Source organism: Prochlorococcus sp. MIT2302, from assembly GCF_059772385.1.
In genome coordinates this window covers 1,679,303-1,692,615 of sequence record NZ_CM186285.1, presented here as the reverse complement: position 1 = coordinate 1,692,615, position 13,313 = coordinate 1,679,303, and the positions used below count along the sequence as shown (strand labels likewise).

Genomic DNA, 13,313 nt, shown 5'->3' with positions numbered 1-13,313 from the left:
AAATTACAGGAGCTTGTTTAGTCCAGTAATTAGCGTGTCATTTTTAATCCTGAGGACTTTCCAAATCCTTTCTATTTGGAGTCCTTGTTGGATCACTTGCCAAGAAGCCAAATAAAAAGATCCCGACAAAGAAAAAGACGACCGTATAAACGGAAATCTTGAGGGCAAGCATGAATCCTAACCTAGTAATTAGAGGTTAAACCTATCCTATGAAGTCAATAACTCCAATGAAAAAAGCAAAGGTGTTACAGACTTTTGGAAACTTGAAAGTTTTTTTAATTTCGATAAAGCTTAAAAAGTCAATCAAAGCAAGGAATATAGATAGAGAGATTAATTTTTTTCCTCATTCAAATTTCTCAAATCCTTAACTTTCCTTGTTTTTGTATTTATCTAGTTCTTTTTCTTTTTCAGCTTTTTTCAGCTTTTTTCAGCTTTTTTCAGCTTTTTTCAGCTTTTTTCAGCTTTTTTCAGCTTTTTTCAGCTTTTTTCAGCTTTTTTCTAAGCATAATTCTTAAATATCATATTTTTTTAGGTCATTCCATCACAAGTTTCTACAGTCTCTTCTTCTTTTGGACAAGTTCTCATACAATATCGGGACTCATACAAATCTGAGCTAAGAGAACCGACATGGGACAAAAAACAGCACTTGGATCTTTGCTTAAATCCATTGGCAATTCTGGACAAGGAAAAGTTGTACCAGGATGGGGAGCAGTACCAGTAATGGCTTTTATAGGAATTTTGCTACTAATTTTTCTAGTTATAATGCTCCAAATTTATAACCAATCACTTCTCCTACAAGGTTTTTCTGTCGACTGGAACGGCTGAATTGATTAAATTCTGAGTAGTTGAATTTTGCTCATGAATATTTTTGGGGTTGGTTTACCTGAAATAGCTGTTATTGCTGGATTAGCGCTTGTTATTTTTGGTCCAAAACGTCTTCCTGAACTTGGAAGAACTATTGGTAAAACCCTCAAAGGTCTTCAGAGCGCCTCTACGGAATTTGAACGTGAAATCAAAAACGCTATGACAGAAGAAGAGTCTTCAAATGAAGACATTTTGGAGAAAGAAAATTAATTTCTCCAAAATTAAATAAATATATTTAACTTTTAGAATCAACTGAGATTCTATCTACTTGATATGTTGGGCAATAACATAAAATTATTAGTTGGTTTAGGAAATCCAGGAGTTGAGTACAAGAAAACTCGACACAATGTTGGTTTCATGGTTTTAGAAGAGATTTCAAAGAAAAATAATTGCAGCTTTCGTGAAAGCAAAAAATTATTTGGTAGGACTTGTGCTTATGGCTCAGGTATAGAACAAACAAGACTCTTAATGCCTAATACATATATGAATGAAAGTGGAAAATCAGTTAGATCAGCAAAGGATTGGTTTAATTTTGAAAATCATCAATTAATAGTCCTAGTAGATGATATGGATCTACCTCTAGGAAAAATAAGAGTCCGCTCTAAGGGTAGTTCAGGCGGTCATAATGGATTAAAAAGTATTATCAAACATCTAGGTACTGCTGAGTTTAAGCGATTAAAGATTGGGATAGGACCCCCAAGTGAGATTCAACAAGACAGAAAATCTAAAACTATATCTCATGTCTTAGGTAGATTTTCAAATGAAGAATTTATAGTATTAAATTTGATCATTCAGGAAATTATTAGTTGTATTGATTCAATCACATCAAATAATTGGGAAAATATAACTACTCGACTAAATTCTTACAAGCCTGAGAAATCATAACTGTTTGAGAATGAATAACAAACCATCAACTACTGCATATCTTCAAATTCATAAGCAATGCTTTAATGAACAGAAGGTTGAGGGGATTGTTCGTGCAGGGGATTTCGAATGGAGTTTTATTTGGGCGTTTCACAGAGGACAACTTTTTGTAGAACCACCACTTGGAAGAGCCTTAATCAAAGATGCCTTAGAGAGGTATTTAGTAAAAGCTGATTACAAACTTGAGTCTGGCGGGGATTACATTTTTACAGTTAGGGCCAAATTTTAATATCTAGTTTCTCAGGCCAGATCAATGAAGATTTTAAAAAATCTTCCAATAAAATCAAAGCTACAATGGCATCAAGATTGTCAGGAGGGAAAAGGATTTCTTTCGGAAGCCAACGAATAAAATAATTTGGAGGCCAAATTTCCCAATATCTAAACCTTGCTCGTAAAGTTGATCCTTTTTCATTCACATAATTTAGATCAAAAAATTTTTTTCGTTTTAATTCATTCTTTATATACTTACAATTTGTTCCATCACCAATGATTATCTTACTAATTTCATAATCTTCACTCCAAAACGAAACTAAATCAGGAAATTTATTTAACGAAGTTATCCCTGCTTCAATTACTTTTCTGGACTTAATATCAGCCAACAATAAGCCACATTTTTTATTACCTGGATCTATTGATATGTAAAAACTCATTTAACTCTTGCTTCTAATAATTTCTTCTAAAGACTTTAGCTCTAATGATACAGAGACTTTATCTGCACTTTGATGCGTATCAACAGCTCTAGCTATTATTTGAAATTCTCCCTTTCTTTTACTAACTAGATACTTTCCTAAATTATTAATTTGATTAGCATTAATTTGCAACTCAGAACTTAAAGAACCTCGTCGCCTAACCTCTGCCAAAGTTGAAGCCATTAAAAGATTAATCTTTTTACTAATCGATTCAGAGTCAGAATCAGATAAAGATATATTTTCTAAAGCAATAACCTCTCCTTTGCTTGTAATAATTTTATTTAATGTGACCTCAGGAAATGCATAAACATAATTTTCACCTCTAAGTATATTTCCTGCTGATTTAATTCTAACAACCCAACTTCTGTTATCAGATATTTTACTCTCAAGCTTCTCAATATCATCTTTACGAACTAATAAGATCCTTCTATAATTAGATTGATTTGTTTTTACTAAATTAAAAGCATAAAGATTAGCTTGCTGCAACAAACTTTCGATAATTTTTTTTATATCACTATTTTTATTTAATTTAATGGTCTTAGTTACTAAAGTCTGGCCACTAGTTATTACTACATTTCCACTTCTAAAAGCATATAAATTTTTTTCTAATTTTTTTAATTCTTTTTCACTATCTATAATCTTTTCTCGAATATCCTCTAGTTGAAATAATCCGACCCTTAAATCCCTATCAAATATAATCATTGTTGCAAATGAAATAGCACTAATAATACTTCCAGTAAAAACAGTTATTAAAACAGCAGTACTTTTTGGTCTTAATTTAAAGATACTTAAACGAGCCTTACCAACTCTAGAACCTAAGCGATCACCTAGAGTAGATAGTATTCCACCTAGGATTAATATCAAAAGAATTTTCAGCCAGACTGTCACAGAAAGAAGAAGTGGAATTAAGCAAACCTCTTAAACCTTAGTATGTAATGGGCTTCAATTAAATCTTTTTGCTAAGGCTATTGGATCGAATATAGTTATCTTTTTCCTATCTATTGCCAACAATGATGAACTTTTTAACTCACCAAGCAGTCGTGTAATTGTCACTCTGGTTGAACCAATAGCTTCAGCAATAGCTTGATGTGAAAGTCTTAGGTCAATTGTTACACCTTTTTCCCCAGGTACACCAAAGTCCCTGCACAAAACCAGCAAAAAACTGGCAAGCCGAGAAGACATATCTCTATGAGTTAAAGTTTCAATCATTGTCTCAGTTTGAAGTACTCGACTTGATAGACCTTGTAGAAGAAGCAAACCAACCGAAGCATCTTGCTCAATTGCATTCCTTACCGAAGTCGCGGGGGCCGCTACGAGTTCCACACGAGTAAATGCAACTGCATGATAAAAACGATCTGATCTATTCCCTGTCAATAAAGATAAAACTCCGAAAAGACTATTTTCCCTCAATAAAGCAACTGTAATTTCTTCACCTGTTTCATATACCCTGCTCAAGCGAACAGCACCACGCCTAATCAAGTAAACCCTTTCTGCTGGATCGCCAGGGAAAAAAATTGTTTTTGACCTATCTACGACTTCGGTAGAGACACCATCTAAAGACTTAATTACTTCCAACAAAGTGTTGGTTGGAGGCAAAGAATTTGATGATGAATTAACAGCCATATGGCTATTTTTTTGTTGGTTGAAACGGGTAAAGCCACGAAACGAAGTGACCATATTTAATTGATCGTTCTGAGAACATTAATAAGTTGTGAAAAAACGATATGTAGCCATGGCGACTTTTTTCACCCTTAATCCCCATCTCAATTTCTTTCCTCGTTCTGAATTCTACTATTTAAAATCCGCATGCTTAAAATAGACTTGAAAACATTCAAGAAATAGATCTATAAATTTAAACTCCTTCAAAGCTCCGAAGAATCTTAAAAGTTAAAAAAATTTACCTCATACACCACAGATAGTGTTCTTTGGTTGATTACAGATTTTAAAGGCGCTAGATTAAAATTTAGACGTTAAGATCGAATTTGAGATGAATGCAGGATCAAGCATCAATGCTCAACGAGAGGACTTGTCACTAGCCAAAGGGCCTTCTCTTAGGGCTCTTCCAGATAGAAAACCTTTACAACTAGTTAAAACACAAGGCCAATTACAAATACACACCTCTCCTTTTAGAGGTAGTTTTTCTATTGTTTTAAGCGAAGCGCTACGATCTGCAGGCTTGGGAAGCAAAGTGTTAATATCTCAATTCTTGAAAGGCGGAGTCAATCAAGGTCCCCATGGAGCAGTAAATCTTTGTGGTCGACTGGAGTGGTTAAGACCAGCTATTGATACTTGCTTACCTGGAGAGTTGCCAGAGGAAAATTTATCTTTTAAGAAAAAACATGAAGAGAAAGCAATTAAAGAAATATGGGAATTTTGTAAAAAACGTTTAATTGAAAAAAAGTTAGACAAAATCGTACTTGATGAAATTGGTATGGCAATTAGCCTTGGTTTTATAGAAGAAACTGATTTGATTTCTATGATCAATAACCGCCCATCATCTACAGATATTATTCTTACGGGACAATCAATTCCTCCTAAAGTGATTGAGATGGCTGATCAAATCACCGAATTACGCTGCAATTAAATGTTAAAGAACGATCGTTGGATTTCACAGCAAGCTTCTTTAGGAATGCTTGAACCATTTCAAGAAAAACTAATAAGGCATCTTGAACCTGAATCAAAAAAATCACCTGTTTTAAGCTTTGGTTGCTCATCTTATGGATACGATCTGCGTCTATCCTCAAAAGAATTTTTGATTTTCAAGCATGTTCCAGGAACAGTAATGAATCCAAAAAAATTTAATCCTGCGAATCTAGAACCTACCGATTTAAAAGAAGATCAGGATGGTAAATATTTTATTTTACCTGCTCACTCTTACGGTCTTGGAGTGGCATTAGAGAAAATGAAAGTCCCGCCAAATATTACTGTTATTTGTCTTGGTAAAAGTACTTATGCTCGCTTGGGAATAATTGTCAATACAACGCCTGCAGAAGCAAGCTGGGAAGGTCATCTAACACTTGAATTTAGTAACAGTTCTGGGGCGGACTGCAGGATTTATGCTGATGAAGGAATTTGTCAATTACTTTTCTTTGAAGGTGACCCTTGTGAGACTACTTATAGCGATAGGCAAGGCAAATATCAACATCAAAAAGAAAAAGTTACCTTAGCAAAAGTTTGAATATGAGTCTTGTTCAATTAATAACTTCTACACCAGATGCTGAGAAAAACATGGCATACATAGCCAGAGTTAGTAATCCAAAAAATCAAGATAATGAAGATTTTAGTAAATTATTAGCATATTGCATCAAAAATGAACATTGGAGTGTCTTTGAGCAAGCTTATATGACTTTACAAATAGAAACCACAAGAGGAATTGCAGCACAAATATTGAGACATCGATCATTTACTTTTCAAGAATTCTCGCAACGTTATGCAGATAGTAGAGCACTTGGAGAAATACCCCTACCTGAATTGAGAAGGCAAGATAATAAAAATAGACAAAATTCAATTTCAGATTTATCAGAAAAAATTATAAATCAATTTAATGAAAAGATTAAACGTCAATTCAATCTAAATAAACAACTTTATGAAGAAATGCTAGAAGCAGGAATAGCAAAAGAATGTGCAAGATTTGTACTTCCACTTGCTACACCAACTAGGATTTACATGACAGGTTCATGTCGGTCTTGGATTCATTACATAAATCTACGAACTGGCCATGGGACCCAAAAAGAACATATGGATATTGCAAAAGAGTGCAAAAATATTTTTTCGCAAGAATACCCAGTGGTTTCATCAGCTTTAAATTGGCTCAATTAACTATGGTTTCTTGGAGCTTCAGTTTTAATAATGTTATTAAAACTCTCTTCCTTAGAGAAAAATTCTGATGACAAATTGCTTGAGTTTGATTCTGTAGTAAAAGATGGTAATTTTGAATTATTAATTAAAGAGATAAATATTTCATTAAGTTCATTATATTTTCTAACCCCTAATGAAAACCCCTTCATAACACCTTTATCATCAAAAAAAATCAGCTTAGGAATACCATATACATCATATTTTTCAATCAAATCAATCCATCTAGAATTATCAACATTCAGTAAAACAACGTCGACTTTATTGTCATTTTGTTTTTTTGCATCAATCATATCTGGAGCCATCTCCTTACAAGCTTCACACCAATCTGCATAAAATTCAAAAACTGTAGGTTTTCCATTTAACAAGGCATTTTCAGGTAAAAGGGAGTTTTTAGCTAATCGATCAAGCATTGCATTTTCTTTAAAACCATTGCGAATAAAGAGTAAAGCAATCACTAGAAAAAAACTTAGAAAAGCTAAAAAATATTTTTGAAAATCACTAAGGTCTTTGCCTGCACTAGTATTATCTTTCATAATAGATACGCATTCCTATAGTTAATTATATATAAAATACTTCAATTCAAAAAGCATACGATTATATTAATTATAAATCAACTTAATTTATGAATAGAGTACTATTTCTAATATACATCGCTCTATATATTGGTAAATTCTGCTTAAGAACAAATAATTCCCTGTCTGTTGTTACCTCATAGGGATTTTTTTCAAGCCATTTTAATCCTTTTAAAATTTTTCTATCAAAATAAATACTCTCATCAATAATATTAGTCATATATTCAATTAGTTTGTATATATCGCTTTGTATGAATAGTTCACCATCCTTACTTATAGATCGTGCAATCGAATTAAGAAGACTTTTTGTTAAAACTCTCCTTTTAAGATGTTTTCGTTTAAACCAAGGATCTGGAAATTGAATCGAAACTCTTTTTAATTGATTAAGATCTAAATCTGACAACCATTCATCTAAGCTAATATTCACATTGCAATATAGGAATTTTAAATTTAACAATCCCAATTGTTTTCTTTTTCTTTCAGATGAACTAACAAGAGGTTCTCTTATCTCGAGTCCTAAAAAATTCCAATTGGGAAATTTTGATGCCAATTCTATTAAGAATTCTCCTTTAGCAGAACCAATATCTAGATGAATTGGGTCATGAGAATTTTTGAAAAGAATAGAATTACTTGGCAGTGATAAAGGTAACTGAAAAAAATGGCTTAGAGGATTTACATGCTGTCTCACAAATGAAGCCTGATATTAATAAGTTAAAGTTATATCCTAGCAAGTTAACTTCAAATTCCTGATCAAAGTCTCAAGAAGATAAACTTTATTATTTATTTGCTACTAATTGTCAATAAAAATATAGAATAAATTCTATTTCTGAGTCAGGCTTTTTCTGTGAATATAGAGAAAAGTCTTTAATAATTGGGAATAAAGATGAAAACAATCGATAAAGGCTGATAATACATATGAATGAGATTATTGTCTTGACTGAACCTCAATTCCAAATTCTAGTTTGGCTCTCATATCGTATTGCAGCCACTTTTGCATTTGGTCTGCCTTTGTTTCTCTTTATTTGGGCAAAAATTTCAAATTCAAGCTCTATTGATCGATTGTTATCAATTTATTGGAAAGTTTCTAGTCTTTACGCAATAAATATTCTGTTTCTAAGTAGTGAGAGCCAATTAGGCCTATTCATATCTCTAATCTCACCAATACTAATGATTTCTTCTATTTGGTTTTGGGTTGATCTCAATGAAGAAATTGATGAAATGTATATATACAATCCAATTTCATTAACAACAAGAATTTGGCGTTGGAGCTTATCCTTCTGGGGAATTTTAAATACTGGACTGCATATCATTAGTTGGAGATGTTTAAACTCGATAACAGGAAACTATTGCGATACTTGGAGAGAAATCCCATACAATACATTTATTACAACAAAAATCATTATAAAATTTATTTTAGATGGTAATTGGACTACAACTTTAGCTACATTTTTCGCATATCTAGCTCTGATAATATATTTAATAGGTTTACTCCAATGGCTTGTGATCCAATTCCCCAAAAATGGACGTTTTGCGGGTAAGTTTTAGACAATAATTAATTTATATTTAAATAGCCAACACTACTTCTTCACATCTAGTGCAAATCTTTGGATGGTTTTGATTTTGGCTCATTTCAACTTCGTAGTGCCAACATCTTTCACATTTAAATCCATTGGCTTTAGCAATATCCACTGATGCAATATCATTATCTTCACTGACTAAAACCTCAGCCCAAGGCTCTCCTCCAATTTGCAAAGATGAAACAAGGAACCAATCTCTCAAGACATCTACCTCGTTAGATTCACTATAAGATAACCATTCGATAGCACCTTTAACTTTTTCATCAAAGATATCAACTCTTACTGAAGCTTCTAAAGAGGAACCTAATTCTTGATTATTTCGACAGCTTTCCAACATACGATTAATAACTGTTCTAAGTTTGCGTAATTCAGAAACATGAATATTTAGACTATTATTTCGCCAAGAGTCAGGGACTTTAGGCCATCCTCTTTGAAAAACGGATTTTTCCTCTAAACTGTACGGAATGTTTTGCCAAATATCCTCTGCCATATGACATAAAACAGGTGCAATTAAGCCAGATATTTTCTCAATAACCAAGGATAAAACTGTCTGACAACTTCTTCTTCTAAAGTCAGTTTTAGAGCTCACATACAACCTATCTTTTGCTATATCTAAGTAAAAATTTGATAAATCAACTACACAAAAATTCTGAATTGTTTGGAAAAACTTAGAGAATTCAAAATTGGAGTACGCGTCGGTTATCTCATCAATCACTTCAGCTGTTCTATTCAACATCCATTGATCTAATAATGGTAGGTTTGAAATATCAATGGAATCTTTTCTGTAATCAAAATCATAGAGATTTCCTAATAGATACCGAGACGTATTTCGAACCTTGCGATAAACGTCAGAAATTTGCTTAAGTATATTTGAACCAATAGGAACATCTGCTGAGTAATCAACAGAACTAACCCAAAGCCGCAAAACATCTGCTCCATAAGCAGGATCTAATTTTTTATTTGTACCACCATTAATTATAACTAAAGGATCAATAATATTTCCTAAGGATTTGCTCATTTTCCTGCCATTCTCATCTAAAGCAAAACCATGTGTAAGGACTTTTTTAAAAGGTGCATATTCATTGACTGCTACCGAAGTCAATAAAGATGACTGAAACCAACCCCGATGTTGATCAGATCCCTCCAAATACAAATCTGCTGGATAATTTAGTTTTTCTTTCTTGGAAATAACAGAAGACCAACTAGAGCCTGAGTCGAACCAAACATCCATAGTATCAGTGCCTTTTTGCCATCGATCTGCCTCGTTTAAATAAGACGGAGGTAATAGCTGAGAAACTTCGTATTCCCACCAAACATCTGCTCCATGAGTAGAGAATAAATTAGTTATGTGAGCAATAGTTTCTTGATTAAGTAGAATTTCTTTCCCATTCTTTTCATAAAAAACTGGTATTGGTACTCCCCATGTCCTTTGTCGTGAAATACACCAATCTCCTCTTTCTCTAACCATAGAATGAATTCTATTTTTCCCAGATTCAGGGAGCCAAATAACATCCTCTATTGACGAAAGTGCTTTATCCCTAAACCCTTCAACAGAAGCGAACCATTGCTCTGTAGCCCTAAAAATAGTTGGTTTCTTAGTTCTCCAATCATAAGGATACTTGTGCTCATATGGAATTTCTTTAATCAAAGATCCAGTATTAATGAGATCATTTATTATTGTATTATTAGCATCTTTTAATACATTTAGGCCTTCAAATTTTCCAGCTTCCTTAGTTAGAAAACCTTTCGCATCTACTGGACAAGAAATTGGTAGATTATATTTTTTACCAGTATTAAAATCATCAACACCATGGCCTGGAGCAGTATGTACTAATCCAGTTCCAGAGTCAGTAGTTATATAATCTCCTCCTATTACTACAGGACTTCTTTTATCAAATAAAGGGTGATTATATAGAATCCCATCTAATTTCGATCCATTGATTAATACTCTTTTTTCATAATTAATTCCTACACTTTCAGAAACATCTGCCAAAAGATCATTAGCAATAATTATCAAAGATCTATCAGAGCCTTGTGCAATTACATAATCTAATTTTTGGTTAACAGATATTGCCTCATTTGCAGGAATTGTCCAAGGCGTAGTTGTCCATATAACAAGTTTAACTTCTTTTAATTGTCCTTCAGAATTAAAAAGATCTGGTGCTTGATTATAAATTTCTTGAGTTAATATTTTTGGTATTTGATCAACTTTAAATCCTACATAAATACTTTTACTAACATGACCAGTGGGGTATTCTAATTCCGCCTCGGCAAGAGCAGTTTGAGAACTTGGACTCCAATGAACAGGTTTTAAGCCTCTATATATGTATCCTTTAAAAACCATTTCGCCAAATAACTTAATCTGAGACGCTTCAAACTTTTTATCCAAAGTTAAATATGGTTGATCCCAATCTCCCCAGACTCCCCACCTTTTGAAACCATCCATTTGCTGAGAAACTTGCTTTTTTGCATAAGCAGCTGCTTTTTTCCTCAATTTAATAGGGGTAAGTTCCGCCCGTTGAGTTTTATCCAAACCTTGAAGAACTTTCAATTCAATAGGCAACCCATGGCAATCCCATCCCGGGACATAACAAACTTTTTTACCTCTCATAGTTTGAAATTTATTAATTATGTCCTTCAATACTTTGTTAAGAGCATGGCCCATATGCAGCGTCCCATTTGCATATGGGGGGCCATCATGCAAAGTAAAAGTCTCTCCAGTATTTTTTAAGCCTAATTCGAAATCTATTTTTTCTTTAGCCCAAAAAGCTTGTAACTCAGGTTCTTTTTGGGTTGCATTAGCCCTCATCCCAAAATTTGTATGCAGAAGGTTGAGAGTGTCTTTGTAGGTAGGGCGATCCTTTTGAGAATCTTTATTTACATTATTCACTTTGAGAAATATCCAGTAGTCAACTTGGTTACTTTAGGCCTTTTAACCTTATCAAGAAGTCTCTTCATTTTCAGGTAATTCTTGATTTATGATCTTATTGGAACCATTTGGAACAGATTGTTCAACTACTTTCTTCTTGACTTCTTCTTTCAACTCTGGATGAACCCATTTTTTTTCTTTTAAAGGTTTTTCAGATTTGTTCGTAAAGCTTGTAATAACCTTTAAGAAGCCATTACTTAGTAAAGCAAAACTTTGACCGAGCTGTTTAAAAGATTCAAACCATCTTTGAAAAGATCCAATCCGCTTTATTTCTTCAGGGCTTAATTTATACCACCTATTTTCAATGATTTCTAATATCATTTTTCCATATAAAATCGCCATAGAAATAACGAGTAAATTTATCGAACCTCTTAAAAGATCATTCTCTACTAGGAGAAATAATCCTAAAAATAAAAAAAGTCCTCCCATTAACCAATCTCTCGGCCTACTTAGTTCGACAAGCATTAAAGGTAAAAATAATGTCAAAGATCCAACAAAAAGAAATAAATATCCAAAAATAGAAACAACCATATTTTTTTCAATATGAATTTCGTTTTTGGTGGGAGAAGCTTCTTAAGCAACTAAAATCATGCTTCATAAAAAGAGAATTACCAATCTCTCATATATCAATATAAAAATTACATTAATCTTTTTACGTTCACGAATCAAAAATAGTCTTTAAATAGCCATCAATGAGCTGCTAGAATTATTTGATTATCGGTGAGAACCTAGGCCCACCTGGCGGAATTGGTAGACGCGCTGGTTTTAGGTACCAGTGACTTTAGTCGTGGGAGTTCAAGTCTCCCGGTGGGCATTTTTTAATTAAGCTGTACAAGCTCATTTATCTACATCACATCAAGCAATGACCCAGTGCTTATCGAGGTCTGACAAAGATAAGGCAACAAAAAAACTGAAGTCATTACGAGACTGGCAAAATGAAATCCAGGACTATCTTGATCCACCTAAGCCCATAAACGTAACTTTAGGGCTGTTCTTTGGTGGGTATTGTCTTGCAATAATTAGTATTTGGCAGTGGTATCAAGGGAATTGGCCTTTACCAATATTAGTCGCATTAGCTTTTTTGGCTCTCCACATGGAAGGAACCGTGATTCATGATGCCTGCCACAATGCTGCCCATCCAAATAAATGGATCAATCAATTCATGGGGCATGGTTCGGCCATATTACTTGGTTTTAGCTTCCCAGTTTTCACAAGAGTTCATCTCGAACATCACAAATACGTTAACGACCCCAAAAACGATCCAGATCATATAGTTAGTACTTTTGGCCCTATTTGGTTAATAGCTCCAAGATTTTTTTATCATGAATATTTTTTCTTTGAACGAAAACTGTGGAGAAAATTTGAACTAATGCAATGGGGAATTGAGAGGGGAATATTTATTTGCATTGTAATTGCGGGAATTAAATACAACTTTATGAATGTTATTTATAATCTATGGTTTGGCCCAGCCTTAATGGTAGGAGTAACTTTAGGAATCTTTTTTGATTATCTTCCACACAGACCTTTTCAATCCAGAAATAGATGGCAAAATGCAAGAGTTTATCCAAGTAAATTAATGAATTTGTTAATAATGGGGCAAAATTATCATTTAGTTCATCATTTATGGCCATCAATTCCCTGGTTTGAATATAAACCTGCTTATGAAGCGACAAAACCTCTATTAGATCAAAAAGGTTCACCTCAAAGAATGGGTACTTTTGAAACTAAAAAAGATAGTCTAAATTTTCTATATGATATTTTACTTGGAATTAGAAGTCATAAAGAAAGAAGAAGTAAAATGAGATCCTTAGCAAGAATATTACCTAAAAATAATTGGAGAAAAAAATATATAAAATTAATTCATAAAACTCGTATAAAAACAGAAACCAAAAGGTAGTTT

The 13,313-nt window shown here is 33.2% G+C and carries 17 protein-coding genes and 1 tRNA gene; 10 read left to right on the top strand and 8 right to left on the bottom strand.

The annotated features are described in order from the left end of the window. Nucleotides 1–43: 43 nt before the first annotated feature. Nucleotides 44–172 carry a photosystem II reaction center protein I gene (locus AC6EI2_RS09685; RefSeq protein ID WP_011294252.1) on the bottom strand — a complete coding sequence of 43 codons (129 nt, stop codon included), beginning with the start codon at nt 170–172 and terminating at the stop codon, nt 44–46. A gap of 455 nt (nt 173–627) precedes the next feature. On the opposite strand from AC6EI2_RS09685, the gene psbH reads away from it, so the two are divergent. From psbH to AC6EI2_RS09665, 4 genes are all read left to right on the top strand, one after another. Continuing rightward, entirely contained in the window at nt 628–825 is a 198-nt protein-coding gene (gene psbH / locus AC6EI2_RS09680; RefSeq protein WP_498462134.1) for a photosystem II reaction center phosphoprotein PsbH, read from the top strand. 33 nt (nt 826–858) lie between these two features. Then, nucleotides 859–1,074 carry a TatA/E family twin arginine-targeting protein translocase gene (locus AC6EI2_RS09675; protein WP_413389751.1) on the top strand — a complete coding sequence of 72 codons (216 nt, stop codon included), beginning with the start codon at nt 859–861 and terminating at the stop codon, nt 1,072–1,074. Nucleotides 1,075–1,137: 63 nt separating this feature from the next. Then, nucleotides 1,138–1,749 carry an aminoacyl-tRNA hydrolase gene (gene pth, locus AC6EI2_RS09670; RefSeq protein ID WP_498462133.1) on the top strand — a complete coding sequence of 204 codons (612 nt, stop codon included), beginning with the start codon at nt 1,138–1,140 and terminating at the stop codon, nt 1,747–1,749. Nucleotides 1,750–1,759: 10 nt separating this feature from the next. Further along, a complete protein-coding gene (locus AC6EI2_RS09665; protein ID WP_498462132.1) occupies nt 1,760–2,017 on the top strand; it encodes a DUF3146 family protein in 258 nt (85 codons plus the stop codon). On the opposite strand, the gene AC6EI2_RS09660 is transcribed toward AC6EI2_RS09665, so the two are convergent. From AC6EI2_RS09660 to ntcA, 3 genes are read right to left on the bottom strand one after another with little or no spacing between them, the layout of a single operon-like run. Then, on the bottom strand, nt 2,001–2,438 hold the full coding sequence (locus AC6EI2_RS09660; RefSeq protein ID WP_498462131.1) for a RuvC family protein: 438 nt from the start codon (nt 2,436–2,438) through the stop codon (nt 2,001–2,003). The genes AC6EI2_RS09665 and AC6EI2_RS09660 overlap by 17 nt on opposite strands. After that, the gene (locus tag AC6EI2_RS09655) at nt 2,439–3,365 is read right to left on the bottom strand and encodes a DUF3084 domain-containing protein (protein WP_498462130.1); all 927 of its coding nucleotides are present in this window, start codon (nt 3,363–3,365) and stop codon (nt 2,439–2,441) included. A 54-nt stretch (nt 3,366–3,419) separates the two neighbouring features. Next, the gene (gene ntcA, locus AC6EI2_RS09650; RefSeq protein WP_498462129.1) at nt 3,420–4,154 is read right to left on the bottom strand and encodes a global nitrogen regulator NtcA; all 735 of its coding nucleotides are present in this window, start codon (nt 4,152–4,154) and stop codon (nt 3,420–3,422) included. A 310-nt stretch (nt 4,155–4,464) separates the two neighbouring features. On the opposite strand from ntcA, the gene AC6EI2_RS09645 reads away from it, so the two are divergent. The 3 genes from AC6EI2_RS09645 to thyX are packed head-to-tail and all read left to right on the top strand — an operon-like array spanning nt 4,465 to nt 6,296. Continuing rightward, nucleotides 4,465–5,061, top strand: coding sequence for a cob(I)yrinic acid a,c-diamide adenosyltransferase (locus AC6EI2_RS09645; RefSeq protein WP_498462128.1), 597 nt, complete (start codon nt 4,465–4,467; stop codon nt 5,059–5,061). Beyond that, nucleotides 5,062–5,655, top strand: coding sequence for a dCTP deaminase (dcd, locus tag AC6EI2_RS09640; RefSeq protein WP_498462127.1), 594 nt, complete (start codon nt 5,062–5,064; stop codon nt 5,653–5,655). It begins immediately after the preceding gene. Nucleotides 5,656–5,657: 2 nt separating this feature from the next. Continuing rightward, nucleotides 5,658–6,296: an FAD-dependent thymidylate synthase gene (gene thyX, locus AC6EI2_RS09635; protein WP_498462126.1), complete on the top strand. Its 639-nt coding sequence runs from the start codon at nt 5,658–5,660 to the stop codon at nt 6,294–6,296. On the opposite strand, the gene AC6EI2_RS09630 is transcribed toward thyX, so the two are convergent. Both AC6EI2_RS09630 and trmB read right to left on the bottom strand, forming a co-directional pair. After that, a complete protein-coding gene (locus AC6EI2_RS09630) occupies nt 6,293–6,868 on the bottom strand; it encodes a thioredoxin domain-containing protein (protein WP_498462125.1) in 576 nt (191 codons plus the stop codon). The genes thyX and AC6EI2_RS09630 overlap by 4 nt on opposite strands. A gap of 82 nt (nt 6,869–6,950) precedes the next feature. Continuing rightward, the gene (gene trmB, locus AC6EI2_RS09625) at nt 6,951–7,595 is read right to left on the bottom strand and encodes a tRNA (guanosine(46)-N7)-methyltransferase TrmB (RefSeq protein WP_498462124.1); all 645 of its coding nucleotides are present in this window, start codon (nt 7,593–7,595) and stop codon (nt 6,951–6,953) included. Nucleotides 7,596–7,822: 227 nt separating this feature from the next. Here trmB and AC6EI2_RS09620 point away from each other — a divergent pair, with 227 nt between their 5' ends. Next, nucleotides 7,823–8,452 (top strand): DUF3177 family protein, encoded by a 630-nt coding sequence (locus AC6EI2_RS09620; RefSeq protein WP_498462123.1) that lies wholly within the window; start codon nt 7,823–7,825, stop codon nt 8,450–8,452. Between the two features lie 18 nt (nt 8,453–8,470). On the opposite strand, the gene ileS is transcribed toward AC6EI2_RS09620, so the two are convergent. Together ileS and AC6EI2_RS09610 are read right to left on the bottom strand one after the other, a co-directional pair. Continuing rightward, the gene (gene ileS / locus AC6EI2_RS09615) at nt 8,471–11,374 is read right to left on the bottom strand and encodes an isoleucine--tRNA ligase (RefSeq protein WP_498462122.1); all 2,904 of its coding nucleotides are present in this window, start codon (nt 11,372–11,374) and stop codon (nt 8,471–8,473) included. A gap of 51 nt (nt 11,375–11,425) precedes the next feature. Next, entirely contained in the window at nt 11,426–11,944 is a 519-nt protein-coding gene (locus tag AC6EI2_RS09610) for a hypothetical protein (RefSeq protein WP_498462121.1), read from the bottom strand. Nucleotides 11,945–12,145: 201 nt separating this feature from the next. Between AC6EI2_RS09610 and AC6EI2_RS09605 the strand changes: the two genes are divergently transcribed. Beyond that, a tRNA-Leu gene (locus AC6EI2_RS09605) sits at nt 12,146–12,227 on the top strand. A 48-nt stretch (nt 12,228–12,275) separates the two neighbouring features. Further along, nucleotides 12,276–13,310 (top strand): beta-carotene hydroxylase, encoded by a 1,035-nt coding sequence (crtR, locus tag AC6EI2_RS09600; protein WP_498462120.1) that lies wholly within the window; start codon nt 12,276–12,278, stop codon nt 13,308–13,310. Nucleotides 13,311–13,313: the final 3 nt, after the last annotated feature.